30 protein-coding genes are annotated in these 23,036 nt (G+C 71.2%); 20 read left to right on the forward strand and 10 right to left on the reverse strand.

Annotated elements, in window-relative coordinates:
* Positions 1–6 precede the first annotated feature (6 nt).
* Positions 7–903: an ABC transporter ATP-binding protein gene (locus tag OG738_RS09865; protein ID WP_329053032.1), complete on the forward strand. Its 897-nt coding sequence runs from the start codon at positions 7–9 to the stop codon at positions 901–903.
* Positions 900–2,537, forward strand: a complete 1,638-nt coding sequence (locus OG738_RS09870) for an ABC transporter permease (RefSeq protein ID WP_329053033.1) — start codon at positions 900–902, stop codon at positions 2,535–2,537. The genes OG738_RS09865 and OG738_RS09870 overlap by 4 nt, the downstream gene beginning before the upstream one ends.
* On the opposite strand, the gene OG738_RS09875 is transcribed toward OG738_RS09870, so the two are convergent.
* Together OG738_RS09875 and OG738_RS09880 are read right to left on the reverse strand one after the other, a co-directional pair.
* Positions 2,534–3,001 (reverse strand): hypothetical protein, encoded by a 468-nt coding sequence (locus tag OG738_RS09875; protein WP_329053034.1) that lies wholly within the window; start codon positions 2,999–3,001, stop codon positions 2,534–2,536. The two genes, OG738_RS09870 and OG738_RS09875, sit on opposite strands and share 4 nt — an antisense overlap.
* A 39-nt stretch (positions 3,002–3,040) precedes the next feature.
* Positions 3,041–3,373 (reverse strand): hypothetical protein, encoded by a 333-nt coding sequence (locus OG738_RS09880; protein ID WP_329053035.1) that lies wholly within the window; start codon positions 3,371–3,373, stop codon positions 3,041–3,043.
* Between the two features lie 127 nt (positions 3,374–3,500).
* Between OG738_RS09880 and OG738_RS09885 the strand changes: the two genes are divergently transcribed.
* Positions 3,501–4,724, forward strand: a complete 1,224-nt coding sequence (locus OG738_RS09885) for an MFS transporter (RefSeq protein WP_329053037.1) — start codon at positions 3,501–3,503, stop codon at positions 4,722–4,724.
* On the opposite strand, the gene OG738_RS09890 is transcribed toward OG738_RS09885, so the two are convergent.
* On the reverse strand, positions 4,695–5,249 hold the full coding sequence (locus tag OG738_RS09890; RefSeq protein ID WP_329053039.1) for a TetR/AcrR family transcriptional regulator: 555 nt from the start codon (positions 5,247–5,249) through the stop codon (positions 4,695–4,697). The two genes, OG738_RS09885 and OG738_RS09890, sit on opposite strands and share 30 nt — an antisense overlap.
* A gap of 113 nt (positions 5,250–5,362) precedes the next feature.
* On the opposite strand from OG738_RS09890, the gene OG738_RS09895 reads away from it, so the two are divergent.
* Positions 5,363–5,809 carry a nuclear transport factor 2 family protein gene (locus OG738_RS09895; RefSeq protein WP_329053041.1) on the forward strand — a complete coding sequence of 149 codons (447 nt, stop codon included), beginning with the start codon at positions 5,363–5,365 and terminating at the stop codon, positions 5,807–5,809.
* Here OG738_RS09895 and OG738_RS09900 read toward each other — a convergent pair.
* The 3 genes from OG738_RS09900 to OG738_RS09910 form a co-directional block, all read right to left on the reverse strand.
* The gene (locus OG738_RS09900) at positions 5,772–6,560 is read right to left on the reverse strand and encodes a metal-dependent hydrolase (RefSeq protein WP_329056631.1); all 789 of its coding nucleotides are present in this window, start codon (positions 6,558–6,560) and stop codon (positions 5,772–5,774) included. The genes OG738_RS09895 and OG738_RS09900 overlap by 38 nt on opposite strands.
* A gap of 61 nt (positions 6,561–6,621) precedes the next feature.
* Positions 6,622–6,975, reverse strand: coding sequence for an STAS domain-containing protein (locus tag OG738_RS09905; RefSeq protein ID WP_086862300.1), 354 nt, complete (start codon positions 6,973–6,975; stop codon positions 6,622–6,624).
* Positions 6,976–7,181: 206 nt separating this feature from the next.
* Positions 7,182–7,490, reverse strand: a complete 309-nt coding sequence (locus OG738_RS09910) for a WhiB family transcriptional regulator (protein WP_329053045.1) — start codon at positions 7,488–7,490, stop codon at positions 7,182–7,184.
* A 164-nt stretch (positions 7,491–7,654) separates the two neighbouring features.
* On the opposite strand from OG738_RS09910, the gene OG738_RS09915 reads away from it, so the two are divergent.
* From OG738_RS09915 to OG738_RS09925, 3 genes are all read left to right on the forward strand, one after another.
* Entirely contained in the window at positions 7,655–8,071 is a 417-nt protein-coding gene (locus tag OG738_RS09915) for an anti-sigma factor (protein ID WP_329053047.1), read from the forward strand.
* On the forward strand, positions 8,068–8,847 hold the full coding sequence (locus OG738_RS09920) for a SigB/SigF/SigG family RNA polymerase sigma factor (protein ID WP_329053049.1): 780 nt from the start codon (positions 8,068–8,070) through the stop codon (positions 8,845–8,847). The genes OG738_RS09915 and OG738_RS09920 overlap by 4 nt, the downstream gene beginning before the upstream one ends.
* Before the next feature lie 62 nt (positions 8,848–8,909).
* Entirely contained in the window at positions 8,910–9,326 is a 417-nt protein-coding gene (locus tag OG738_RS09925; RefSeq protein WP_329053050.1) for an ATP-binding protein, read from the forward strand.
* Here the strand turns inward: OG738_RS09925 and OG738_RS09930 are convergent, their stop codons facing one another.
* Positions 9,327–9,818 (reverse strand): MarR family winged helix-turn-helix transcriptional regulator, encoded by a 492-nt coding sequence (locus OG738_RS09930; protein WP_329053051.1) that lies wholly within the window; start codon positions 9,816–9,818, stop codon positions 9,327–9,329.
* Between the two features lie 41 nt (positions 9,819–9,859).
* On the opposite strand from OG738_RS09930, the gene OG738_RS09935 reads away from it, so the two are divergent.
* On the forward strand, positions 9,860–10,837 hold the full coding sequence (locus OG738_RS09935) for an aldo/keto reductase (RefSeq protein WP_329053052.1): 978 nt from the start codon (positions 9,860–9,862) through the stop codon (positions 10,835–10,837).
* 18 nt (positions 10,838–10,855) lie between these two features.
* On the forward strand, positions 10,856–11,494 hold the full coding sequence (locus OG738_RS09940) for a nitroreductase family protein (RefSeq protein ID WP_329053053.1): 639 nt from the start codon (positions 10,856–10,858) through the stop codon (positions 11,492–11,494).
* A gap of 105 nt (positions 11,495–11,599) precedes the next feature.
* Here OG738_RS09940 and OG738_RS09945 read toward each other — a convergent pair whose 3' ends face one another.
* The 3 genes from OG738_RS09945 to OG738_RS09955 form a co-directional block, all read right to left on the reverse strand.
* Entirely contained in the window at positions 11,600–12,343 is a 744-nt protein-coding gene (locus OG738_RS09945; protein ID WP_329053055.1) for a 3D domain-containing protein, read from the reverse strand.
* A gap of 142 nt (positions 12,344–12,485) precedes the next feature.
* Positions 12,486–13,124, reverse strand: a complete 639-nt coding sequence (locus OG738_RS09950; RefSeq protein ID WP_329053057.1) for an alpha/beta fold hydrolase — start codon at positions 13,122–13,124, stop codon at positions 12,486–12,488.
* A gap of 10 nt (positions 13,125–13,134) precedes the next feature.
* On the reverse strand, positions 13,135–13,815 hold the full coding sequence (locus tag OG738_RS09955) for an HNH endonuclease family protein (RefSeq protein ID WP_329053059.1): 681 nt from the start codon (positions 13,813–13,815) through the stop codon (positions 13,135–13,137).
* 178 nt (positions 13,816–13,993) lie between these two features.
* On the opposite strand from OG738_RS09955, the gene OG738_RS09960 reads away from it, so the two are divergent.
* The 11 genes from OG738_RS09960 (at position 13,994) to OG738_RS10010 (ending at position 23,035) form a co-directional block, all read left to right on the forward strand.
* Positions 13,994–15,037, forward strand: a complete 1,044-nt coding sequence (locus tag OG738_RS09960) for a tetratricopeptide repeat protein (protein WP_329053060.1) — start codon at positions 13,994–13,996, stop codon at positions 15,035–15,037.
* A 121-nt stretch (positions 15,038–15,158) separates the two neighbouring features.
* The gene (locus OG738_RS09965) at positions 15,159–15,779 is read left to right on the forward strand and encodes a D-sedoheptulose-7-phosphate isomerase (RefSeq protein WP_329053062.1); all 621 of its coding nucleotides are present in this window, start codon (positions 15,159–15,161) and stop codon (positions 15,777–15,779) included.
* 47 nt (positions 15,780–15,826) lie between these two features.
* Complete coding sequence (locus OG738_RS09970) at positions 15,827–16,048, forward strand: HypC/HybG/HupF family hydrogenase formation chaperone (RefSeq protein WP_329056632.1); 222 nt, start codon at positions 15,827–15,829, stop codon at positions 16,046–16,048.
* Positions 16,049–16,128: 80 nt separating this feature from the next.
* Complete coding sequence (locus OG738_RS09975; protein ID WP_329053063.1) at positions 16,129–16,812, forward strand: D-sedoheptulose-7-phosphate isomerase; 684 nt, start codon at positions 16,129–16,131, stop codon at positions 16,810–16,812.
* Positions 16,809–17,867 (forward strand): hydrogenase expression protein HypE, encoded by a 1,059-nt coding sequence (locus OG738_RS09980; protein WP_329053064.1) that lies wholly within the window; start codon positions 16,809–16,811, stop codon positions 17,865–17,867. Before OG738_RS09975 ends, OG738_RS09980 begins: the two co-directional genes overlap by 4 nt.
* Entirely contained in the window at positions 17,864–19,636 is a 1,773-nt protein-coding gene (locus OG738_RS09985; RefSeq protein ID WP_329053065.1) for a nickel-dependent hydrogenase large subunit, read from the forward strand. The genes OG738_RS09980 and OG738_RS09985 overlap by 4 nt, the downstream gene beginning before the upstream one ends.
* Entirely contained in the window at positions 19,636–20,154 is a 519-nt protein-coding gene (locus OG738_RS09990) for a NifU family protein (protein ID WP_329053066.1), read from the forward strand. The genes OG738_RS09985 and OG738_RS09990 overlap by 1 nt, the downstream gene beginning before the upstream one ends.
* Positions 20,151–20,768, forward strand: a complete 618-nt coding sequence (locus tag OG738_RS09995; protein ID WP_329053067.1) for a DUF5947 family protein — start codon at positions 20,151–20,153, stop codon at positions 20,766–20,768. The genes OG738_RS09990 and OG738_RS09995 overlap by 4 nt, the downstream gene beginning before the upstream one ends.
* Complete coding sequence (locus OG738_RS10000; protein ID WP_329053068.1) at positions 20,761–21,390, forward strand: DUF6084 family protein; 630 nt, start codon at positions 20,761–20,763, stop codon at positions 21,388–21,390. Before OG738_RS09995 ends, OG738_RS10000 begins: the two co-directional genes overlap by 8 nt.
* On the forward strand, positions 21,387–22,541 hold the full coding sequence (locus OG738_RS10005) for a hypothetical protein (protein ID WP_329053069.1): 1,155 nt from the start codon (positions 21,387–21,389) through the stop codon (positions 22,539–22,541). The genes OG738_RS10000 and OG738_RS10005 overlap by 4 nt, the downstream gene beginning before the upstream one ends.
* Complete coding sequence (locus OG738_RS10010; protein WP_329053071.1) at positions 22,538–23,035, forward strand: hydrogenase maturation protease; 498 nt, start codon at positions 22,538–22,540, stop codon at positions 23,033–23,035. The genes OG738_RS10005 and OG738_RS10010 overlap by 4 nt, the downstream gene beginning before the upstream one ends.
* Position 23,036 lies beyond the last annotated feature (1 nt).

Genomic DNA, 23,036 nt, shown 5'->3' on the forward strand with positions numbered 1-23,036 from the left:
CGAACCATGGAAAACGCCATCGCGATCTCCGGCCTGCACAAGTCTTTCGGCCGGACAAAGGCCCTCGACGGCCTCGATCTGCAGGTACCTACTGGGGAAGTACACGGTTTCCTCGGCCCGAACGGCGCCGGGAAGTCGACCACCGTCCGGGTACTGCTCGGCTTGCTCCACGCGGACTCGGGGGACGTCCGGCTGCTCGGCGGCGACCCCTGGAAGGACGCCGCGAGCCTGCACCGCCGCCTGGCCTACGTGCCCGGCGACGTCAACCTCTGGCCGAACCTCTCCGGCGGCGAGGTGATCGACCTGCTCGGCCGCCTGCGTGGCGGCCTCGACGAGAAGCGCCGGGCCGACCTCATCGAGCGGTTCGACCTGGACCCGAAGAAGAAGGGACGGACGTACTCGAAGGGCAACCGGCAGAAGGTCGCCATCGTCGCTGCGCTGGCGTCGCGGGTCGACCTGCTGATCCTCGACGAGCCGACGTCCGGCCTCGACCCGCTGATGGAGGCGACGTTCCAGTACGCCATCCAGGAGGAGCGCGAGCAGGGCCGGACCGTGCTGCTCTCCAGCCACATCCTCGCCGAGGTCGAGGCGCTGTGCGACAAGGTCAGCATCATTCGCAACGGCAAGACCGTCGAGTCCGGCACGCTGGCCGAGCTGCGCCACCTCACCCGGACGTCGATCACCGCCGAGCTGGCCGGCCCGCCGAACGGGCTCACGAAGCTGGAGAACATCCACGACCTCAAGGTCGACGGCAACCGCGTCCGCTTCGACGTCGAGACGCGCTCGCTCGACGAAGCCCTGCGCCGACTCACCGAGGTCGGCGTCCGGAGTCTCGTCAGCCAGCCGCCGACGCTCGAAGAGCTGTTCCTGCGCCACTACACGACCGAGGCGAGCGCCAAATGACCGCGACGCTCTCCCGCGCCGAAGCCGAGGTCGCGCCCGCTCACGAGCTGGCCGGCACCTGGCACCTCACCCGGCTCGCGCTGCGCCGCGACCGCGTGAACCTGCCGATCTGGATCGTGCTGCTGAGCGTCATCCCGGCCAGCACGGTCAAGACGTTCGCGCAGTTCTACCCGACCGCCGCCGACCGGCTGGCCCTGCAGGCCGGCGCGAACACCAATCCGTCCTACGCGCTGCTCTACGGGCCGCCGTTCGACCTGACCACCGCCGGCGGGTTCATCGCCTGGCGCATGTGCGGGTTCCTGGCGCTGCTGACCGGGCTGATGGTGGTCTTCACGGTCACCCGGCACACCCGCGCCGAGGAGGACACTGGCCGCGCGGAGCTGCTCGCGTCCGCGGTCGTCGGCCGGTACGCGGCGCTGACGTCGGCCGTCGCGGTGGCCGGCGGGGCGAGCGTGCTGATCGGGCTGATCCAGGCGGTCAGCATGATCGGCGCCGGCCTGCCCACGGCCGGTTCGCTCGCCTTCGGCGCGTCGGAAGCGTTGGCCGGACTGGTGTTCACGGCCGTGGCGGCGGTCGCCGTCCAGCTCGCCGAGTACTCGCGCACGGCCAACGGGATCGGCACCGCCGTGGTCGGCGCCGCGTTCCTGCTGCGGGGCGCCGGAGACTCCACTGTGGACGCTCGCTGGCTGTCCTGGCTGTCGCCGATCGGCTGGGTGCAGCAGATCCGCGCGTTCGCCGGGGAACGCTGGTGGGTGCTCCTGCTGCCGGTGGCCCTCGCACTGGTCGTCGGCGCGGCCGGGTACTGGCTGCTGCCGCGGCGCGACGTCGGGGTCGGCATCCTGCCGCCGCGGCCGGGCCCGGCGCGGGCGGCGGCGAGCCTGCGGACGCCGTTCGCGCTCGCCTGGCGGCTGCACCGCGGCCCGCTGCTCGGCTGGACCATCGGCACCGCGGTCGTCGGCGCGGTGTTCGGCTCAATCGCCAGCGGCATCGGCGACCTGGTCGGGTCGAGCCCGCAGGCGCAGCAGATCTTCGAACGGCTCGGCGGCAGCCACGGGCTGACGCAGGCGTTCCTCGCCGCGATGGCCGGCATGTTCGCGATGGTCGCGTCGCTCTACGGCATCCAGGCGGTGCTGCGGATGCGCGGCGAGGAGACCGCGATCCGGCTCGAGCCGGTGCTGGCCACCAGTGTCGGCAAGCTGCGCTGGGCGGCGGGGCACCTCGTGTTCGCGTTCTTCGGCACGGCGGTGCTGCTGCTGGCCGGCGGGGTGTTCATGGGCCTGGCCAACGGGTTGCGCACCGGCGACGTCGGCGGCTCGGTCGGCGACTCCCTCGCCGGGATGCTGGTCCAGCTGCCCGCGGCCTGGGTCGTGGTCGCGCTGGCGGTGACGATCTTCGGGCTGCTGCCGGGCTTCTCGGCCGCGGCCTGGGCGGTCGGCTCGCTGGCGCTGCTGCTCAGCCTGTTCGGCCCGGTCGTCGACCTGCCGCAGGCGGTGCTGGACGTCTCGCCCTTCCAGCACCCGCCGAAGATTCCCGGCCAAGCGCTCGTCGCGACCCCGCTCGTCTGGCTCACGGCGGTCGCGGTCGTCGCCCTGGTCGCCGGCCTGGTGGGCTGGCGGCGCCGGGACGTCGGCTAGCGCGGCTTGATCTCCCGGTCGGCTCCCGCCACGAGCTGAGCCTGCGGCCCCGCCTTCCCACAGGCGGGGCCGCCCGGTTCGCTGAAGGTGGGCGTGACGACCGCGGTGTGCGGCTTGCCGTCGTCGAAGCGGACGGTGACCCGGATCGGCACGGCCTGCAGGCCCGGGAGGTCGGCGAAGCCCCGCAGGCCACCGGTCGGGACCATCGAGGCACCGCAGGTGCCGGCCGCGCAGGACGTGGCGCCCGCGGCCGTCTCGGGCATGAGGCCGACCGGGCGGGTGACGCACTGGTCGCCCCAGCACGCCTCGAGCGTCGCGCGGGTGATGCCCGCGGGGTCCGGGACGGTCAGGCCGATGCCGACGGCGGTGCCGATCGCCGGGCACGCGACCTCCGACCCGGAGCCGGCCTGGCCGCACCCGGCGGCGAGGACCAGGAGAGCCGCGGTCCACGGGATCCTTCGCATGCCGTCCAGACGGAACCTTTCGCGTCCGGGTTGCACGGGTCAGTCGCGCCAGCTGCTGGTCAACGGCAGGGCGGGGGACGTCGAGGTCGGCGTGGCGGAGGTCGGTGACGGCGTGGGGGACACGGTGACCTCGACGAGGCTCGTGGTCGTGGTCGGCGGCGACGTCTCGACCGACGTGACGGTGGACGGCGGCACCGACGCGGTCACGGTGACCGGCAGGGCGGGAACGGTGCTGGTCGGCGGGGCGACGACGTCGGCGGGCTTCGGGGCAGCGGGGCGGCCCGCGACGAGCAGCGCGGCCACCAGCAACCCGGTGGCGAAACCCGCCAACCCGGTCACCGCGGCGGAGCCCCAGCTAGGTCGGCCGTGCATCCGGCACCCCCTCGCCACGCGCAGCGCAGGTACGAGGACTAACTCGCGTTGATCTTAACTCTTGTTACAGACGGTGCACCTTGAGTCGACTTGACTCAAGTTTGTTGAGCGTGCCACGTTGGGATTCATGGGGGTACTGGAGAACCGCGACTTCCGCCGCCTGTGGCTGGCCGATCTCGCGAGCCAGCTCGGGAGCCGCATCGACGTGCTGGCGGTGCCGCTGCTCGCGGCCACCGCCCTCGGCGCGTCCGTCTTCGAGGTCTCGCTGCTGCGCACCGCGGAGACCCTCCCCTACCTGGTGCTGGGCCTGCAGGTCGGCGCGTGGTGCGACCGGATGCGCCACCGCCCGGTGCTGATCGCCGCCGACCTCGGGCGCGCGGCGCTCATCGGGTCGATCCCGGTCGCCGCGCTGTTCGGCGTGCTCGGGCTGGCGCAGCTGCTGCTCGTCGTCCTCGGCGTCGGGCTCCTGGGCGTGTTCTTCGACATCGCCCACCAGACGTACCTGCCCCGGCTGGTCACGCGGGAACAGCTGCCGGAAGCGAACGCGCGGCTGCAGACGAACCTCTCGATGGCCGCGGTCGCGGGGCCGGGCTTGGCCGGCCTGGTCATCCAGGCGCTCGGCAACGCGGTGGCGCTCGCCGTCGACGCCGTCAGCTACCTGTTCTCGGCCCTCTGGCTGCGCCGGATCGAGACTCCGGACGTGCGTCCGTCGCCCGGACCACGACGGCTGCTGCGCGAGATCGGCGACGGACTCCGCGTCGTCCGCGACAACCGGATCCTGCTCGCGATCAGTGTCCACGGCGCGGTGTCGAGCTTCTTCCAGTCGGTCCACCTGGCAATCGTCATCGTCTTCCTGGCTCGCGACGTCGGGCTTTCGCCGTGGGCGATCGGGCTGCTCGGGACCGCGTCGCTGACCGGCGCCCTCACCGCCGGGCTGACCGCGCGGCGCCTCGGCCGATGGATCGGCGAGGCGCGGGCGCTGTGGGGCGCGGGCGTGCTCTTCGACCTCGCGTACCAGCTGTACCCCTTCACCGGCCGCGGCTGGGCGCTCGCCTGCTACGTCGTCGCCGGGTTCTTCGCGACCTACGGCGTCATCGTGCTGAACGTCTTCGGCATGAGCTTCCAGCAGGCCGTCGCGCCGCCGGAGCTGCTGGGCCGGGTCAACTCGATCACGCACACGCTGGTCCTCGGCGTCGTCCCGCTCGGCAGCCTCCTCGGCGGCGTCCTGGCCGGTGCGTTCGGGATGCGGCCGACGCTGCAGATCGCGGCGGCCGGGGTCCTGGCGTCGGCGGCGGTCCTGGCGTGGTCGCCGCTGCGGAAGCTACGCGACCTGACCCCGGTCGGCGCGTAGCCCGTCGACGACGATGCGGACCAGGTGGCGGCTGCCCGGCGAGTACCGCTCGACGGCGAGGCACCCGACGATGAGCGCGCGCAGGTCGTCGCCGTCGATGTCGGTCCGCACGGCGCCGGCTGCCTGGGCCCGCTGGAGAAGGACGCCGAGCGCGGCACGGAAGTCGTCACCCGCGCCGGCCTTGAACGCGTGCCCGCTTGACTCGGCGAGGGCGTCGCAGATGGCGCGGTTGAGCGACGCCTGCTTGATCACGCGGACGAAGTAGTCGAGGAAGACTTCGCCGGGGTCGTCGGCGGCCGCGAGCCCGCGGGCCTCCTCAGCGAACTGCTCGATGCGCTCGAGGACGACGGCCTGGAAGAGCGCCTCCTTGCTGGGGAAATGCCGGTAGACGGTGCCGGCGCCGACCCCGGCCAGCCGCGCGATGTCGTCGAGCGGCACGGCGAGCCCATCGGCGGCGAACGCCTCTTCGGCGGCAGCCAGGACCTTCGCCCGGTTGCGCCGCGCGTCCGCGCGCATCTTCTCCATGTGTTCTCCTCGTTGACAAACGGAGCACACGCTCCGTATCGTCGTAAGCGGGTGCACCGTTCCGATTCAACGTCCAGTCTTCCAGGAGAATTCCGATGCCGGAGGGTCCGTCCATGCCACACAACCATCGCGCCGGTACGGCCGAGTCGCCTCGCGCCGTCTTCGACCGCTTCCTCGCCGCCTCGGTCGAGAACCGCTGGGACGACCTCGCCGACTGCTACGCCGAGGACGTCACCCTCGAAATGCCGTTCACGCTGCCCGGCGTGCCGCGGCTGACCCACGGCCGTGAAGAGCTGCGCCGCCGGTTCCGCCGCGCGGGTGCGGCCCGCCGCGTGACGAAGGCCGACAACGTCGTGGTCCACGAAACGGCCGATCCGGCGGTGCTCGTCGCCGAGTTCGACCTCCACCAGGACATGGCCGGCGAGAGCTTCGTGGCTTCGTACGTGATGGTGCTGACGATCAAGGACGGCCTGATCACGCACACCCGCGACTACACCGACACCGCCGCGGTGGCGGAGCGGGTCAAGGCGTGGTCGCCTGCTGAGTCGCCGGCGGGATGAACAAGCGCTCGAACGTGCTCACCGAGTAGGTCCACACCCCCGGCACCAGCAGGACCGCGAGCACCGCGAACACCGGGAAGATCAGCCGCTTCTCGACCTTCTTGCCCGTGCGGAAGCGCAGCGCCCGGGGCGGCCGGATCTCGTACCAGGTCTCGCCGGCGATGGGAACCGGGAACAGGAAAGGACATCCGGCTTCGGTCAGGGCGTCGCCGAGGCAGTGGGTCAGGCAGCCCGCCGCCACCGCGACGCCCAGCCAGCCCGTGATCGATGCCAGCTCGCCCGCCCGGTCGGGCGGCGCCGTGAAGAACCACCAGGCCACCGCGGCGCCGCTCACCGGCAGCAGCCAGTCGCCCAGTGCGCCTTGGGCCAGCATCAACCCGAAGATCACCACGCCGACGACCGCCCACGGGCCGCCGGCTTCCGTCCCCCACGACGTCAACGCGCCGAGGCCGGCCGCGAACAGCACCGTGTGGGACAGGTGACGGTGCTGGCCCGTCACCTTCTCGTCGCGAGGTCCCTTGGTCAGCGCGTAGAACGCCGCCGACACGCGGCGCAGCAGCCACGACAGCGCACCCGTCAGCCAGCCGAGCAGCCGGGACGCGCTCGCGCCGGGGTGGTCCAGGTCGGGCAACAGGGCGAACCCCGCCGTCGTGGCGGCGAAGACCACCGCCTGGTGCACCGACCCCGCCCCGACCGCGGGCGCCAGGGCCAGGCCCGCGCACCAGCCGCTCAGGGCATGCGTCCGCCCCATCATCGTGCCGCCCCCAGGATCCGCGAACCGGAAAACCAGTCCGCAGGAACCTAGCGGGCGGTCAGGCTTGGGGGTCCTCCGACACGCTCAGGTGTTCGGCCACGCCGGTGAGCTCGATCACGCGGCTCACGGCGGGACTCGGGACGACCTCGAGCTCGACGTCCTGCTCGCCCGCCTGGCGTTGTGCGCGGAGCACCACGTTCAGCGCGGAGGAATCGAAGAAGGTCACCCCGGTCAGATCGGCCACGACCCGCTGCGCGCGCTTGTCCGCGATCAGCCCCGCCAGGGCCTCCTGCAGCTGCGGGCTGGTGAGCAGATCGAGCTCGCCGGTGACCACCACCCGGGGCTCCGTCGCGTCGGTGTCCAGCGTGATGCCGAACCCGGGCGGGGTGGCGTTCTGGTCGGCTGCGGGCATGCAGTTTCTCCTCGTCAGGCGCTGCTCCTGCGCCGGGTACGCGCCTGGTGTCTCAAGCGGCAACCGTGTCACCGTGCCTTTCCAGAAGCTCGCGGCGGCACGGTCAAGGCAACTCCGGGGCCAACCCTAACCCAGGAAGCGACCGAGCCCGCCACGGCCGCCGTCCTTTCGCGCTGACTGCTCACGTGTGCTCGAATCCTGCCTGGTCAGTGCGCGCTCAGCGCCTTGCGCGCCGCCCTGCGCTGGCGCAGGAACAGCTGCCGCCGCTCGATCTCCCCGAGCCCACCCCAGATGCCGTAGGGCTCCTGTACGGTCATCGCGTGCGTGCGGCACTGGGCCAGGACCGGGCAGGTCTGGCAGATGGCCTTGGCGCGCGACTCGCGCCGCTCCCGCGCCGAACCCCGCTCGTTGTCCGTGTGGAAGAAAAGGCTGCTGTCCGCGCCCCGGCACGAACCGCGCAGCTGCCATTCCCACTCTTCCGCAACCACGTTGGGCAGCCGGCTGACGTCAGCCATGTCGTCCCTGCCTTTCCCAGGATCAGCATGTCGACCGCTACATGCCCGCCGGTGGAGCGGATCAAACGCGGGTTTGGTTTGCTCACCCCACGGGCATCTCGCGACCGGGCGTGAAGAGGACACCGCCGACCCCTGGAGCGCGAGTGCGGAGAAAGGAACAAAACGTGGAGGACAACGCCCCGCTCGTCCCGGAAGGCGCGCAGGTCATCGAGGTGCGGACGGCCGCGATCCCGCACGTCGTGCCGACGCTGCGCACCATCGTGGCGGACATCGCCATGCGCCAGGACTTCGACCTCGACGCCGTCGAGGACCTCCGGATGGCGGTGGACGAAGCGTGCTCGCTGCTGCTGCCCGCCAGCTCGGACGGCCGTCTCACCTGCGTCTTCTCGTGGAGCGGGGCGCGCATCGAGGTCTCCGTGTCGGTGCTTTCGGACACCCCCGACCACGAGGACGACTCCGGCCTCTCGTGGCAGCTGCTGACCGCGCTCGCGACGTCGGCCGAGCGCACCGTGACCCCCGAGAACGGCCGCTTCCTGTCCCGGGTCGACCTCGTCCGGGAGAGCCAGGCGGCGGACTCGTGAGCGATCCCGCCGGGAGCAGCGGGAGCGACCTCGACGTCGGCGCGCTGTTCACCCGGCTCGCCGCGCTGCCGGCGGGCTCCCCGGAACGGGAGCGCATCCGGGACACCCTGGTGCGCAACCACCTGGAGCTCGCGCGCAACCTGGCCCGGAAGTTCCGCAACCGCGACGAGGCGATGGAGGACCTGGTCCAGATCGCCACGGTCGGGCTGATCCACGCCGTCGACCGGTTCGACCCCGAGCAGGGGACGGACTTCCTGGCCTTCGCCGTGCCCACCATCTCCGGGGAGCTGCGGCACCACTTCCGGGACAACAGCTGGTCGGTGCGGGTGCCGCGGCGGCTCAAGGAGCTGAACGCGAACATCTCCGCCGCGCGCGAGGAGCTCACCGTGCAGCTTTCGCGCGCGCCCAAGCCCAGTGAGATCGCCGCGCGGCTCGGCGTCCCGATCGAGGACGTCTACGAGGGCCTTCGCGCCGGTCAGGGCCGCTACGGCGCGTCGCTGGACCACCTGCTGGAGAACGCTGCGCACACGCGGTTCGGGGCGCCGGACGCCGAGCTGGGCCAGGCCGAGCTGCGCGAAGCGCTGCGGCCGATGCTGGACAGCCTGCCGGAGCGGGAGCGCAAGATCGTCGCGCTGCGCTTCGGGTCCGGGATGAGCCAATCGGACATCGCGCGCCGCGTCGGGGTCTCCCAGATGCAGGTGTCGCGGTTGCTCGCCGCGACCTTGAAGAAGCTGCGTTCGGGCCTGGACGAATCCGAGCTGGCCGACGGCACCTGATTAGCCGCTGACCGGCTTGGGTACCTCGCGGACGGTACCGGAACTCACTGGGAGGGGGACCGATGACGACGAACACCTCGCAGCGCACCGCAGCGCCGGTCGCGCCGCTGACGGTGCTCCTCCCGGACAACGTCACCGCTCCGGCCCGGGCGCGTCGCGAGGTCCGCTCGATGCTGCTCGGCTTCGGCCTGGACGAGACGCAGCTCGACGACGTCCTGCTGGCCACGTCCGAGCTGGTCACGAACGCCTTCGAGCACGGCGAGTCCCCGCAGCGGCTCGAGCTGTCCTATTTCGAAGGCCAGTTGACGCTGCAGGTGCACGACACCGGGAGCGGGCTGCCCGAGCTGCGGGCGCCGTCGCCGGCCGAGGCGCGCAGCCGCGGGCTCGTCCTGGTCCAGGCGCTGTCGGAGGACTGGGGCTTCGAACGCTGCCCCGGCGGCAAGTTCGTCTGGGCCGTCTTCCGCATCCCCGGCGCCTGATCAGGGCTCCAGCAGTTCCCGCGCCGCGCCGGTCTCCCCGATCCGCTGCCGGAACGGCTTGCGCTCGAGCGCTTCGAGGATCGCTTCCAGCACCCCGCGCAACGGGTAAGGCAGCTCCGCTTCCAGCGCCTCCGACGCCTCGGTCGTCGCCGTCCACTCCGCCTCGATCAGCGGGAGCAGCTCGCGCGTCTTGTCGGTGAGCGACACGATGCGCTGCCGGGCGTCGGCACCCGGTTCGAGGCCGACGAGCCCGGCGCGGTTCATCTGCGCGACGGTCTGGCTGGCCGCCGAGTGCGTCACGCACATCTCGGCGGCGAGGTCGCGGATGGCCAGCGGGCCGCGCGCGAGCAGCGCCCGCACGACCGGGGAGTACCGCGGGCGGTAGTCGCCGAGGCCGATGTCGGCGAGGAACTTCGCGACGTCGCCCTCGAGGATCTCGAGGACGTGCCGCATCCGGGTCCCGAGTCCGTCCGGACCCGACGTCATGGCCATGACGGCCGATCATAGGCGCGACCGTGTGCTTGGATCGCGGCATGGAGAACCGGAAGATCACCCGGCTGGGCCGCGAGGTGTCGGTCGTCGGGCTCGGCTGCTGGCAGCTCGGCGCGGACTGGGGCGAGGTCGACGAGAACGACGCGCTGGCGGTGCTGCACGCGGCGGCCGACGCCGGCGTCACCTTCTTCGACACCGCCGACGTCTACGGCGACGGGCGCAGCGAGCGGCTGGTCGGCCGGTTCCGCGCCGGGCGCCCGGACGTCTTCGTGGCGACGAAGATGGGCCGCCGGGTCGAGCAGGTGCCGGAGAACTACGTCCGCGCGAACTTCCGCGAGTGGAACGACCGGTCGCGCCGCAACCTCGGCGTCGAGACGCTCGACCTGGTGCAGCTGCACTGCCCGCCGACGCCCGTCTACTCGTCGGACGCGGTGTACGACGCCCTCGACGAGCTGGTGTCCGAGGGCCGCATCAAGGCGTACGGCGTGAGCGTCGAGACGGTCTCGGAGGCCCTGACCGCGTTGGCGCGACCGCACGTGGCCTCGGTGCAGATCATCCTGAACTGCCTGCGGCTCAAGCCGCTGGAGCGCGTGCTGCCGGTGGCGGCGGAGGCGGGCGCGGGGATCATCGCGCGGGTGCCGCTGGCGTCCGGCCTGCTGACCGGCCGCTACACGGCTTCGACGACCTTCGCGGCCGACGACCACCGGAACTTCAACCGCCACGGCGAGGCGTTCGACGTCGGCGAGACGTTCTCGGGCGTGCCGTACGAGGTCGGGCTGCAGGCGGTGGAGCGGCTGCGCGGGCTCGTCCCGGAAGGACAGACGCTGGCGCAGTTCGCACTGCGCTGGATCATCGACCAGCCGGGCGTGAGCACAGTCATCCCGGGCGCGCGCAACGCATCGCAGGCCACAGCCAACACCGCGGCGGCCGCGCTCCCGCCGTTGTCCGCCGAAGCGCTGGCGGGGGTCCGCGAAACGTACGACGAGCTCATCCGGCCGCTGGTGCACGATCGCTGGTAGGCCCGGCATGATGGGCCGATGATGACGCCCGAAGAGCTCCTGACGACCACCAGGACCGTGCGCAAGCGCCTCGACCTGAACCGGCCGGTGCCGCTCGACCTGGTGAAGCACTGCGTCCAGGTGGCGCTGCAGGCCCCGAGCGGCTCGAACACCCAGCGCTGGCAGTGGCTGGTGGTCACGGACGCGGACCAGCGGGCGGCCCTTGGGCAGATCTACCGCCGGGCGTGCCACGAGTACCTCGAGTCGCCGGACGCGGCAGGCAAGCAGTTCGCGGACGACCCTTCGCGGGCGCCGGTCCAGAAGCGCGTCGGCGACAGCGTCGCGTACCTGGCCGACCGGATGGGTGACGTCCCGGTGCTGGTGGTGCCGTGCCTGGAGACGGCGTCCGCGGAGCTGCCGGCGGGCAACCAGGCGGACATGTGGGCGTCGCTGCTGCCGGCGGTGTGGAGCTACATGCTGGCGGCGCGGTCGGTGACGCTGGGAACGGCGTGGACGACGCTGCACCTGAAGTACGAGCAGGAGGCGGCGGAGGTGCTGGAGCTGCCGAAGAACGTCCACCAGGCGGCGTTGATCCCGACGGCGTTCTACACGGGCGACACCTTCAGGCCGGCAGCGCGGCAGCCGCTGGAAGAGGTCCTGCACCTCGACCGCTGGTAGCCGCCATGAGGGCCTCCTTGCCGGGGCAGAGGGGGGACGTCGGCAAGGAGGCCGTCACGGCCTTTCGGCGGTCGGGTGGCTCATGCTCCTGGTTCTCGTGTCGGGTCAGCGCACGGTCAAGGTGAGCCGCTGGATGCCCCAGGCGTCGGCCTGCGAGCCGGGCAGCCAGACGTCGACGATGTCGTCCTTGATCCAGCTGCCGATGTCCGCCGCGTAGCACTCGCCGTAGCCGGGCACCGAGAACCTGGTGCCCCACGGGATGTTCCGGGCGTCGACCGCGCAGAAGCCCGGCCCGGCGTTGTAGCCGAGGGCGGTCTGCGCGACGTCGTTGTAGGACGTGACGCGGTAGGTCAGCGTGGTGCCGGCGGGGATGCGGTAGGTCGCCAGCCGGTTGGCGCCGTCGAGGCGGTACGCGGTGGAGATCTGGCCGAGCGAGCCGGGCGAGTTGTCCTCGGCCGTCATCGCGTAGAGCTGGTAGTTCGCGTTCTGGCAGGGGCTCGCGTCGGTGACCGTGAGCGTCGGCTGGCCCCAGTCGCTGATCCACTGCAGGGCCTGGCCGTTGCGGAACGCGCGGTAGGCCTTCGCGCCGGCGACGCGGGCGAAGGTGAAGGTGACCTTGCCGTCGGCGCCCAGGCCGCCGGTCACGGAGCCGGGCGCGGGCAGCCGGTTGCCGACGTCGACGGCGCCGACGAGCGTGCCGGGACCGTGGCCGCCGGTGACCGGGCGGTCCGGGATCGGGCCGGTGTAGAAGTGCTGGCAGGCGGGCAAAGTGGCCGCGGACGCGGCGGGGGCGACCAGAACGCTGCCGGCGGCGAAGGCCGCGAGCGCGAGGACCCTGGCGAAGCGCATGACGGAGAAACCTCCATGGTGGGGACCGGGGTGGAGGTGACGCGGGTGGGAGGTGCGGGTTCGCCGCGCACCTGACGTTAAGTGGCCTGGACCACCCCGTCAATAGGTCTAGACCTTTAAGTTTCCCGCTCCCCCGAACGGCTCAGAGCCAGCGCACCAGGCGGTCGGCGATCGCCGACGGGTGGCTGAGCGGCGCGCAGTGCGGCCCGTCGACCTCGTCCGGCTCGATGCCGAGCCGTTCACGAGCCACGCGACGCTGGAAGTCCGGCGTGAAGAACCGGTCGTCGCGGCACAGCAGCACGTGGGTCGGGACGTCCGGGTGGGCCGGCAGCGGCCACGGCTCGTCCCACTCCGTGCTCACCTGGTCCCGAACGCGGGTGAGCGCTTCCTCGGCCAGCTCCGGCGCGACGCCGTTGAAGTACGTCTCGACGTCGCTCAGCCCCTCGGGCCCGGAGAAGCCCGTGTTCCCCCACCACTGCCCCGGCGGCTCCCCCGGCGCCGGGATCATCCCGGACAGGTACACCAGCAGCCGCGCCCGCACCTTCGAGGCGACCAGCGGCGCGGTGAACCCGCCGTACGAGTGCCCGAGGACGGCGACGTCCGAAGCGTCACCCAACGCCGCCAGCACGGTGTCGGTGAAGTCGGAGAGCCCGGCCGAGGAGTCGGTGATCGGCAGGTCCGGCGCGACGAAGTCGTGGCCACGCGCGACCAGCTCCGGGCCGAGCAGGTGGAAGTCCCAGCTGCTGCCGCCGCCTCCGTGGATCAGCGCGAACGTCGTCATGCCGGCCAGCTCAGCAGCGCCGCAGCATGTCCGTCAAGGCGGTCTTCTCGCCCTGCGTGATCGTCAGCCCGTAGTAGTGCTTCACCACGATCCAGTCGGTCGCGTAGGTGCACCAGAACGCCACGAGCGGCGGTTTCCACTGGTCGGGTGCCTTGTCGCTCTTCTGCTGGTTGAGGTTGTCGGTGACGGCGAACAGCTGCGGCCGGGTCAGGTCGTTGGCGAACTGCTCGCGCTTCTCGGTCGGCCACGCCTTGGCGCCGCTGGCCCACGCCTGCCCGAGCGGGACCAGGTGGTCGATGTCGAGGTCGGTCGCCTTCGTCCAGGTCTCGTCGTCGTAGACGCTCTTCCACGTCCCGGACGTCGCCCTGCAGTCCTTGTCCGTCTTGACGTTCTGGCCGGCGCGCTCGAGGACGACCTCGCGGGTGTCACAGCCCGCCCCCTGGCTGTCCCAGTGCGGGAACTTCTCGCGCGAATAGCCGTCCATGGACGTCCGCGCGGCGATGGTCAGCTCATCGAGCTGCTTCTGCGCGTTGGCCGCGGTGACCGGAACCGGTGCCGAGGACGACGCAGGCGGCGGGGTCGCGCCGGAGCTGCGGCTCGTCGCCCAGTAGCCGAAGAGGGCGACCGCCAGGATCGCGACTACCAGCAGAGATCGCTGCGTCACGCTGAGCCGAAAGCCGCGGGCCGCCAAGATTTTCTCCTCTCACCTGCGGGTGTGCGCGGCGTAGTCTCACCCCTGCCGGCCTGCGAAAACCGCGCCGACACGACCACCTGGCGCGAATGTGACCTCGCCCACCCACGGCGGAGCTGTCACACCGAGCCGATCATCTGCGACTACCGGAGCAGGACCCATCCGGAGGGAGCAGCCGATGCCCGGCCGGCTCAAGAAGTTCGACGAGTTCTTCCAGCGCAAAGCCGCCGAGGGCGGCAACGTCGTCGCCATGGCCCGGATGGGCGCGGCGATGCGTGAGCGCGGCGACCTCGCCGAGGCCGAGGTGTGGTTCCGCAAGGCCGCCATGGGTGGCGACCGCGTCTCGATGACCTCGCTGGCCCACCTGCTCGCCGAGCGCGGCGCGGGCGAGGAGGCCGAACGCTGGTACCACGAGGCCGCCCTGGCCGGCGAGCCGCACGGCATGCTGAACCTGGCCCGGTCCTACGACCGGCGCGGCAAGCGCGAGGACGCCCAGCACTGGTACGCCGAGGCCGCCCGCACCGGCGACCTGCCGTCGATCGCCGCGCTCGGGCACCTGCTGCGCGAGCAGGGCCGGACCGAAGAGGCCGAGTCGTGGCTGCGGCAGGCCGCCGACGCCGGGATCACCGGCGCGATGGTCGACCTCGGCATCGTGCTGCGTGACCGCGGCCAGGCCGCCGAAGCCGCCCGCTGGTGGCGCTCGGCCGTGCTGGCCGGCGACCTCGCCGCCACCTGCCAGCTCGGCAGGCAGGCCGAACGGCTCGGCCGGCCCGGCGACGCCGAGTCGTGGTACCGCCAGGGCGCGTCCGGCGGGCACGTCGAGGCGATCGTCCGGCTCGGGCTGCTGCTGCACCGCCGCGGCGACCTCGAGGAGGCCGAGAACTGGTACCTCGACGCGGCCGAGCGCGGCGACCCGGCGGCGATGACCAACCTCGGCGTGCTCGCCCGCAACCGCGGCGACGAGGGCGAGGCCGCCGCCTGGTACCGCAAGGCCGCCGAGCACGGCAGCGTCCCCGCGCTCACCAACCTCGGGCACCTCGCCGAGCACCGCGATGACCTCGCGGAAGCCGAGCAGTGGTTCCGGCGGGCCGCCGAGACGGGCGACGTCCAGGGCATGCTCAGCCTGGCCCGGATGCTGCGGTCGCGCGGGTCCGCCCACGAAGCCGAACAGTGGCTGGCCCGGGCGGAGCACCTGCAGGACGACCGCGAGCACCACTTCTGAGCGGCTGTTCAGTCTCACCCGGGGCGCACTGACCCCCATCGATCTATTGTGTGATCCAACTCACGGCTCTAGCCTGGGGTGGGCTCCCACCACCGAGCAGCAGCCCCGAGGAAGTGCCGCGATGTCGTGGTCACCGAATCACCCGGACGCCGTCGACGCCCTCTTCGAGCGCCGGAAGGCTCCAGTGCTCGCCTTGGCCGACGACGCCAGGACGGTGGCCGAGGCGTGCCACAGCATGGCGCGCCGCTTCCACCGCGGCGGCAAGCTCGTGGTGTTCGGCAACGGCGGCCCCAGCACCGACGCCCAGCACGTCGCGGTCGAGTTCGTCCACCCGGTGATCGTCGGCAAGCGCGCGCTGCCCGCGCTCTCGCTCACCGCCGACGTCGCGACGGTCACCGGTGTCGCCAACCGCGTCGGCCTCGAGGACGTCTTCGCCCACCAGCTGCGGATCATCGGCGAACCGGCCGACATCGCGCTGGGCATCTCGACCGACGGCGACTGCGCGAACGTCCGCCGCGCCCTCGAAACCGCCCGGGACCTCGGCATGCTCACCGTCGCGCTGACCGGCGGCGACGGCGGCGCGATCGCCGCGACTCCCGGTCTCGACCACGTCCTCGTCGCCCGTTCGACCGACCCGCGGGTCGTCAAGGAGGTCCACGTGACCACCTACCACGTGCTGTGGGAGCTGGTGCACGTCTTCTTCGAGCATCCCGGCGTGCTGACCCCGGAGGTGGCGTCGTGACCGCCCGTGACGCCGGCAGACCAACCGGCCCCGTCTGTCACGACGGGGTGTGCATCACCTGCTCCGACACCGCGGTCGAGGTGACCGTGGTCGAGCTCCTCGAGCACGAGCTCGCTGTCGTGGACACCGGATCCACCCGGGAAGAGGTCAGTGTGGCGCTGGTCGACGCCGGCGTCGGCGACCGCATCCTGGTGCACGCCGGGGAAGCCATCGCACGCTTGGAGAGTCCTGATCCGGCCAAAAGCAGGCCGGCCGCTGAGCGGCAGTAACCGTTGCCACGAAAGCCATCGGCCGTGGCTGTGGCCGGATCAGGAACAAAGAGCACAGTCCTAGCCGCGGGAGAACCGGAATGACGCGGGACCACCCCGTCACCGACGGTCTCGAGGCGCTGTACCCGTTCCTGTACTCGGGTGAAAGCGACCTCGACGCCGTCCTCCACCAGGTCGAACAGTCCACTGTGGACAAAGTGCGCGAGATCGTCACCCTGCGCGGCGACGTGCTCGCGGCCGACCGCGACCGCCTGTTCGCGTGCGCGCAGGACCTGGCGCACGCGTTCCGCGGCGGCGGCAGGCTGCTCGCCTTCGGCAACGGCGGCAGCTCGACCGACGCCCAGGACCTCGCCAGCCTGTTCCTCAGCCCGGCGGGCGACGCGAAACCGTTGCCCGCCTTCGGGCTCACGAACGACATCGCGGTGGTGACCGCCCTGTCCAACGACATCGGGTTCGACGTCGTGTTCGCCCGCCAGATCGGTGCTTTCGGGCGTCCCGGCGACATTGCGGTGGGCCTGTCCACCAGCGGGAACTCCGCGAACTTGATGCGCGCCTTCGACGAAGCCGCCCGGCGCGGCATGGTGACCGTCGGCATCGCCGGCTACGACGGGGGGAAGATGGCCGAGCTGGACAGCATCGACCACCTCTTCGTCGTCCCGTCACCGTCCGTGCACCGCATCCAGGAAGCCCAAACGACCCTCTACCACGCGCTGTGGGAGCTAACCCTCGGCGCGCTCGACGACTCCGGGGTTGACCAGCCGTGACTCATGCCGCAGAGCAAACCGAAGAGCAGCCCATCCACATCCTCTGGATCAACGCGGGCCTGTCCTGCGACGGCGACTCCGTCGCACTGACCGCCGCGACGCAACCGAGCATCGAGGAAATCGTCCTCGGTGCGTTGCCCGGCCTGCCCAAGATCGCGGTCCACTGGCCGCTGATCGACTTCGAATGCGGCCCCGACAAGGGGGCCGACACGTTCATCGAGTGGTTCTACAAGGCCGACCGCGGCGAGCTGGAGCCGTTCGTGCTGGTCGTCGAGGGCTCGATCCCGAACGAGGCGATCAAGGAGGAGGGCTACTGGTGCGGGTTCGGGAACAACCCCGAGACCGGCCAGCCGATGACGACCAGCGAGTGGCTGGACCGCCTGGCGCCCAAGGCCCTGGCGATCCTGGCCGCCGGCACCTGCGCCACCTACGGCGGCATCCACGCGATGGAGGGCAACCCGACCGGGGCCATGGGCGTGCCCGACTACCTGGGCTGGGACTGGAAGTCCGGCGCCGGCATCCCGATCGTCTGCGTGCCCGGCTGCCCGACCCACCCGGACAACCTGTCCGAGACCATCACCTACCTGCTCTACCAGGCCGCCGGGCAGGCGCCGATGATCCCGCTCGACGACCACCTGCGGCCGCAGTGGCTCTTCGGCGCGACCGTGCACGAGGGCTGCGACCGCGGCGGCTACTACGAGCAGGGCGAGTTCGCGACCGAGTACGGCTCCCCGAAGTGCCTGGTCAAGCTGGGCTGCTGGGGCCCGGTCGTGAAGTGCAACGTGCCGAAGCGCGGCTGGATCAACGGCGTCGGCGGCTGCCCGAACGTCGGCGGCATCTGCATCGGCTGCACCATGCCGGGCTTCCCGGACAAGTTCATGCCGTTCATGGACGAGCCGCCGGGCGCGAACGTGTCGTCGCTGGCCAGCGGCGCGTACGGGTCGGTGATCCGCCGGCTGCGGAAGATCACCGAGCGCAAGGCCGACACCGAACCGAAGTGGCGGCACAAGGGCACCAAGCTCGACACCGGCTACCAGGCAGGGGCGCGGTCATGACCGAAATGAAGGAAAAGACCGATCTCGTCGAGATGGCGTGGGACCCGATCACCCGGATCGTCGGCAGCCTGGGGATCTACACGAAGATCGACTGGGCGCAGAAGAAGGTCGTCGAGTGCCACAGCACGTCGTCGGTCTTCCGCGGCTACAGCATCTTCATGAAGGGCAAGGACCCGCGCGACGCGCACTTCATCACCAGCCGGATCTGCGGGATCTGCGGTGACAACCACGCGACGTGCTCGGTCTACAACCAGAACATGGCCTACGGCGTTCGCCCGCCGCACCTCGGCGAGTGGATCATCAACCTCGGCGAGGCCGCCGAGTACATGTTCGACCACAACATCTTCCAGGAGAACCTGGTCGGGGTCGACTACTGCGAGAAGATGGTCGCCGAGACCAACCCCGGCGTGCTGGAGCTGGCCAACCGCACCGAGGCACCGCACGCGGGCGACCACGGCTACCGGACCATCGGCGACATCATGCGCTCGCTGAACCCGCTCGAAGGCGAGTTCTACCGCGAGGCCCTGCAGGTGTCGCGCAGCACCCGGGAGATGTTCTGCCTGATGGAGGGCCGGCACGTCCATCCGTCCACTTTGTACCCCGGCGGCGTCGGCACGGTGGCGACCGTGCAGCTGTTCACCGACTACCTGACCCGGCTGATGCGCTACGTCGAGTTCATGAAGCGCTGCCTGCCGATGCACGACGACCTCTTCGACTTCTTCTACGAAGCCATCCCCGGCTACGAAGAAGTCGGGCGGCGCCGGATCCTGCTCGGCTGCTGGGGCAGCCTCAACGACCCCGAGTACTGCGACTTCACCTACCAGAACATGGAGTCCTGGGGCCGCAAGATGTTCGTGACGCCCGGCGTGGTCGTCGACGGCAAGCTCGTCACGACCAGCCTGCTCGACATCAACCTCGGGATCCGGATCCTGCTCGGCAGCTCGTTCTACGAGGACTGGGTCGACCAGCCGATGTTCGTCACGCAGGATCCGCTCGGCAACCCGGTCGACCAGCGCCACCCGTGGAACCAGCACACCATCCCGCGCCCGGCCAAGCGCGACTTCGACAGCAAGTACTCGTGGACGATGTCGCCGCGCTGGTTCGACGGCACGGACCACCTGGCCCTCGACACCGGCGGCGGCCCGATCGCCCGGCTGTGGGTGACCGCGCTGGCCGGGCTCGTCGACACGCCGTACCTGAAGTCGACCGGCCACAGCGTCGTGATCAACCTGCCCCGCACGGCGACCAAGCCCGAGGTCACCTTCGAGTGGAAGATCCCGAAGTGGAGCAACGCGCTCGAGCGCAACCGTGCCCGGACGTACTTCCAGGCGTACGCGGCCGCGCTGGCGCTGCACTTCGCCGACCAGGCCCTCGGTGAGGTCCGCCAGGGCAACACCAAGACGTGGGAGCCGTTCAAGGTCCCGGACGAGGGCGTGAGCTGCGGCTTCACCGAAGCGGTCCGCGGCGTGCTCTCGCACCACATGGTGATCAAGGGCGGCAAGATCGCGAACTACCACCCGTACCCGCCGACGCCGTGGAACGGCAGCGTCCGCGACAGCTTCGGCACGCCGGGGCCGTACGAGGACGCCGTGCAGAACACGCCGATCTTCGAGGAGAACAGCCAGGAGAACTTCAAGGGCATCGACATCATGCGCGCGGTCCGCAGCTTCGACCCGTGCCTGCCCTGCGGCGTCCACATGTACACCGGGTCCGGGAAAGTCCTGGAGCGCCTGCACACCCCGCACGCGTTCGGCGGGGAGCTCGGCTGATGACGGAAGTCGACCGGGTCGGCGAGCGCATCGAGCAGCTGCTGGGCGAGTTCTCCGGCGCGGACGCCGAACTCGCCGAGGACCTCGTCCACACGCTGCTCGAGTTCTACGGCGCCGGCCTGGCCCGGATCGTGGAGCTCGTCGACCGGCCCCTGCTCGACCGCCTCGCCGAGGACGACCACGTCCGCGGCCTGCTCGTGCTGCACGACCTGCACCCCCGGTCGACGCACGAGCGCGTCACCGAGGCACTCGACAAGGTCCGGCCGTACCTGGGTTCGCACGCCGGCGACGTCGAATTCGTCGGGATCGACGACGGCGTGCTGCGACTGCGGCTGCAGGGCACCTGCGACGGCTGCCCGTCCTCGACGGTCACCGCGAAGTACGCCATCGAGCGCGTGGTCCGGGAGGCAGCGCCGGAGATCTCCGACGTCGTCGTCGAAGGGGTCGTGCCGGAGGAAACCGGTCCGGGCGGGCGGGCGCTGCTGCCGCTCGTGCCGTGTCCCGTGGAGGTCCCGTGACGGGCGGCCTGCGCAGGTTCCGCACTCCCGTCCCGCGCGCCGCGCCGGGCGAGAAGTGCGAGATGTGCGCGGAACCGATCGGGGCGGGACACGGGCACGTCATCGACCTCGAGTCCCGGACGATCCTCTGCACCTGCCGGGGCTGCTACCTGCTGTTCACCCACCGCGGGGCGGGCGGGAAGCGGCACCGGGCGGTGCCGCAGCGGTTCCGGCACGCTCCGCGGTTCGGGCCGGGGACGGCGCTGTGGGAGTCCGCCGGGATCCCGGTGAAGACGGCATTCCTGTTCCGCAATTCGGTGCAGGACCGCCCGGTCGCGTTCTACCCGAGCCCGGCGGGCGCGACCGAGTCGCTGCTGCCGCTCGGCGCGTGGGACGAGCTGCTGGCGGACACGCCCGCGTTCGCCGACGTCGCCGACGACGTCGAAGCCCTGCTGCTGAACCAGCTCGACCTGGGCTTCGAGTGCTTCCTGGTGCCGATCGACGTCTGCTACGAGCTGGTCGGGCTCGTCCGCTCGACGTGGCGCGGCTTCGACGGCGGCACCGAAGCGCACGAAGCCATCGACGGGTTCTTCGCGAACCTTCGGGAGCGCAGCGAGGTCGTGACCGATGGCTGAGCTGACCTTCGACTGCGTCGACGTCCGGCCGCTGAAGTACGCGGCGTCCCCGACGCTGGCGTTCAAGCTGCGGATCTCGGAGCTGACCGGGCAGCCCATCCACGCGATGGTGCTGCGCGTCCAGATCCGCATCGAGCCGCAGCGGCGCCGGTACGCCGACGACGAGTCGGAGCTGCTCACCGACCTCTTCGGCGAGCGTTCCCGGTGGGGTGAGACGCTGAAGCCGTTCCAGTTCACGACGATTTCGGTGACCGTACCGGGGTTCTCCGGCGCGACCGAGGTCGACGCCGAGGTGCCGTGCACCTACGACCTGGAGGTCGCGGCCGGCAAGTACTTCCACGCGTTGTCCGAAGGCGTCGTACCGATGGTGCTGCTGTTCAGCGGCACCGTGTTCGGCAAGGGTGGCCCGGGGTTCTGGGTCGAGCAGGTGCCGTGGCACACGCAGGCCGAGTGCCGGATGCCGGTGGCCGTCTGGGACGAGCTGATGGCGCGGTACTTCCCGAACGTCGCGTGGATCAGGCTGCCGCGGGAGACGGTGGACGCGCTGCTCAAGTACAAGGCGCGGCACGCGATCCCGACCTGGGAAGCCACGATGGACCAGTTGCTGGCCGGTGGGCCGTGAACGTCCTCGAGCAGGCCCGGGCGGTCGGCGACGCCGTGCTCTACGAGGGCTACCTCCTCTACCCGTACCGGGCGTCGGCGGGGAAGAACCGCGTGCGCTGGCAGTGGGGCGTGCTCGTGCCGCCGTCGTACGCGTCGGCCGAGATCGGCGAGTACGCGTCGGCCCGCGTCGAGTGTCTCCTCGAACCCCTCGCGCACACGATCCTGCACGTCAAGCTGCGGTTCCTGCAGGCGCGCAGGCGGCTCGACTCCACGTGGGACGAAGCCGTCGAGCACGAGATCGACTTCGAGCTGCCGCTTGCGGAACTGCCGGCCGAGACGCCGTTCTCCGTGCCGGGCGACGGGCAGCGGACGCAGGAACTGTCCGGCGTCCTCACCGCCCGGGTCGACCCGCTCGACGGGCCGTTCGGCGGTACCCGGCTGCGCGTCGAGGTGCACAACACGACGTCGTGGCACTCCGACGGCATCCGCCGGCACGCCCTGCGGCACGCGCTGCTCGCCGCCCACCTCGTGCTCAGCGTCGACACCGGGCACTTCCTGTCGATGCTGGACCCGCCGGAATGGGCGAAACCGGCGGTCGAAGCCTGCCGGCAGGAGCGGCTGTGGCCGGCGCTGATCGGCGACACCTCACGCAGCACGGTGATGCTCGCGTCGCCGATCATCCTCTACGACGACCCGGCGATCGCGCCGGAAAGCCCGGGTGACCTCTTCGACGGCACCGAAATCGACGAGATCCTCACCCTGCGCACGATGGCGCTGACCGACGAGGAGAAGCGCGAGGCCCGGGCCACCGACCCGCGCGCGGCGGCCATCGTGGACCGCGTCGACGCGATGCCGCCCGAACTGCTCGACCGCCTGCACGGCGCGATCCGGTCTGTGCGCCCGGTCGAGCCCTCGGTGACCGTCGCCGGGGTGCGCGTCGCCGAAGGGTCTCGCGTCCGCCTGCGGCCGAACCTCCGCGGCGCCGATGCCCAGGACATGTTCCTCACCGGCAAGACCGCGACCGTGCGCGTCATCCTGTCCGATGTGGACGGTGTCACGTACGTCGCGGTGACCGTCGACGACGACCCGGCCGCCGATCTGCAGCACGCCCACGGCCGGTACCGGTACTTCTCCCCCGACGAGATCGAACCCCTGGAGGTCGCGGAATGAGACCACGAGTCCTGGTCGCCGGCATCGGCAACATCTTCCTGAGCGACGACGGCTTCGGCGTCGAGGTGATCAAGGAGCTGGAAGCCGCCGACCTGCCGCCCTGGGTGCAGATCGCCGACTACGGCATCGCCGGCATGCACCTCGCCTACGACCTGATGGGCGGCTACGACACGACCATCCTGCTCGACGCGACGCCACACGGCCGCACGCCCGGCACGCTCTCGCTCATCGAGGCCGATACCGACGATCTCGCGACAGCGTCCTCGATCGACGCGCACGGCATGCAACCGGACGCGGTGTTCCGGCTGCTGCGCCTGCTCGGCGGCGACGCCGGGCGTGTGCTCGTCGTCGGCTGCGAGCCGGCGTGCCTCGACGGCGGGATCGGGCTGTCGCCGGCGGTCGAAGCCGCGGTGCCGGCCGCGGTCCGCGCCGTCACCGAACTGGCCTGGGGCACCAGCCCGCGGCTGCCGGTCAAAGAGAAGACGGAGGTCTGAG

This window comes from Amycolatopsis sp. NBC_01488 (assembly GCF_036227105.1).
Lineage (GTDB): Bacteria > Actinomycetota > Actinomycetes > Mycobacteriales > Pseudonocardiaceae > Amycolatopsis.

Excerpts from the sequence above, each read along its gene's own strand:
- OG738_RS09900 (WP_329056631.1), bottom strand. The coding sequence starts at position 6,560 with ATGGGGCGGACGCATGCCCTGAGCGGCTGGTGCGCGGGCCTGGCCCTG.
- OG738_RS09960 (WP_329053060.1), top strand. The coding sequence starts at position 13,994 with ATGCCCGGCCGGCTCAAGAAGTTCGACGAGTTCTTCCAGCGCAAAGCC.
- OG738_RS09950 (WP_329053057.1), bottom strand. The coding sequence starts at position 13,124 with ATGACGACGTTCGCGCTGATCCACGGAGGCGGCGGCAGCAGCTGGGAC.
- OG738_RS09875 (WP_329053034.1), bottom strand. The coding sequence starts at position 3,001 with ATGCGAAGGATCCCGTGGACCGCGGCTCTCCTGGTCCTCGCCGCCGGG.
- OG738_RS09910 (WP_329053045.1), bottom strand. The coding sequence starts at position 7,490 with ATGGCTGACGTCAGCCGGCTGCCCAACGTGGTTGCGGAAGAGTGGGAA.
- OG738_RS09935 (WP_329053052.1), top strand. The coding sequence starts at position 9,860 with ATGGAGAACCGGAAGATCACCCGGCTGGGCCGCGAGGTGTCGGTCGTC.
- OG738_RS09940 (WP_329053053.1), top strand. The coding sequence starts at position 10,856 with ATGATGACGCCCGAAGAGCTCCTGACGACCACCAGGACCGTGCGCAAG.
- OG738_RS09870 (WP_329053033.1), top strand. The coding sequence starts at position 900 with ATGACCGCGACGCTCTCCCGCGCCGAAGCCGAGGTCGCGCCCGCTCAC.
- OG738_RS09985 (WP_329053065.1), top strand. The coding sequence starts at position 17,864 with ATGACCGAAATGAAGGAAAAGACCGATCTCGTCGAGATGGCGTGGGAC.
- OG738_RS09925 (WP_329053050.1), top strand. The coding sequence starts at position 8,910 with ATGACGACGAACACCTCGCAGCGCACCGCAGCGCCGGTCGCGCCGCTG.
- OG738_RS10010 (WP_329053071.1), top strand. The coding sequence starts at position 22,538 with ATGAGACCACGAGTCCTGGTCGCCGGCATCGGCAACATCTTCCTGAGC.
- OG738_RS09975 (WP_329053063.1), top strand. The coding sequence starts at position 16,129 with ATGACGCGGGACCACCCCGTCACCGACGGTCTCGAGGCGCTGTACCCG.
- OG738_RS09890 (WP_329053039.1), bottom strand. The coding sequence starts at position 5,249 with ATGGAGAAGATGCGCGCGGACGCGCGGCGCAACCGGGCGAAGGTCCTG.
- OG738_RS09990 (WP_329053066.1), top strand. The coding sequence starts at position 19,636 with ATGACGGAAGTCGACCGGGTCGGCGAGCGCATCGAGCAGCTGCTGGGC.
- OG738_RS09885 (WP_329053037.1), top strand. The coding sequence starts at position 3,501 with ATGGGGGTACTGGAGAACCGCGACTTCCGCCGCCTGTGGCTGGCCGAT.
- OG738_RS09945 (WP_329053055.1), bottom strand. The coding sequence starts at position 12,343 with ATGCGCTTCGCCAGGGTCCTCGCGCTCGCGGCCTTCGCCGCCGGCAGC.
- OG738_RS09905 (WP_086862300.1), bottom strand. The coding sequence starts at position 6,975 with ATGCCCGCAGCCGACCAGAACGCCACCCCGCCCGGGTTCGGCATCACG.
- OG738_RS10000 (WP_329053068.1), top strand. The coding sequence starts at position 20,761 with ATGGCTGAGCTGACCTTCGACTGCGTCGACGTCCGGCCGCTGAAGTAC.
- OG738_RS09880 (WP_329053035.1), bottom strand. The coding sequence starts at position 3,373 with ATGCACGGCCGACCTAGCTGGGGCTCCGCCGCGGTGACCGGGTTGGCG.
- OG738_RS09965 (WP_329053062.1), top strand. The coding sequence starts at position 15,159 with ATGTCGTGGTCACCGAATCACCCGGACGCCGTCGACGCCCTCTTCGAG.
- OG738_RS09865 (WP_329053032.1), top strand. The coding sequence starts at position 7 with ATGGAAAACGCCATCGCGATCTCCGGCCTGCACAAGTCTTTCGGCCGG.
- OG738_RS09930 (WP_329053051.1), bottom strand. The coding sequence starts at position 9,818 with ATGGCCATGACGTCGGGTCCGGACGGACTCGGGACCCGGATGCGGCAC.
- OG738_RS09895 (WP_329053041.1), top strand. The coding sequence starts at position 5,363 with ATGCCACACAACCATCGCGCCGGTACGGCCGAGTCGCCTCGCGCCGTC.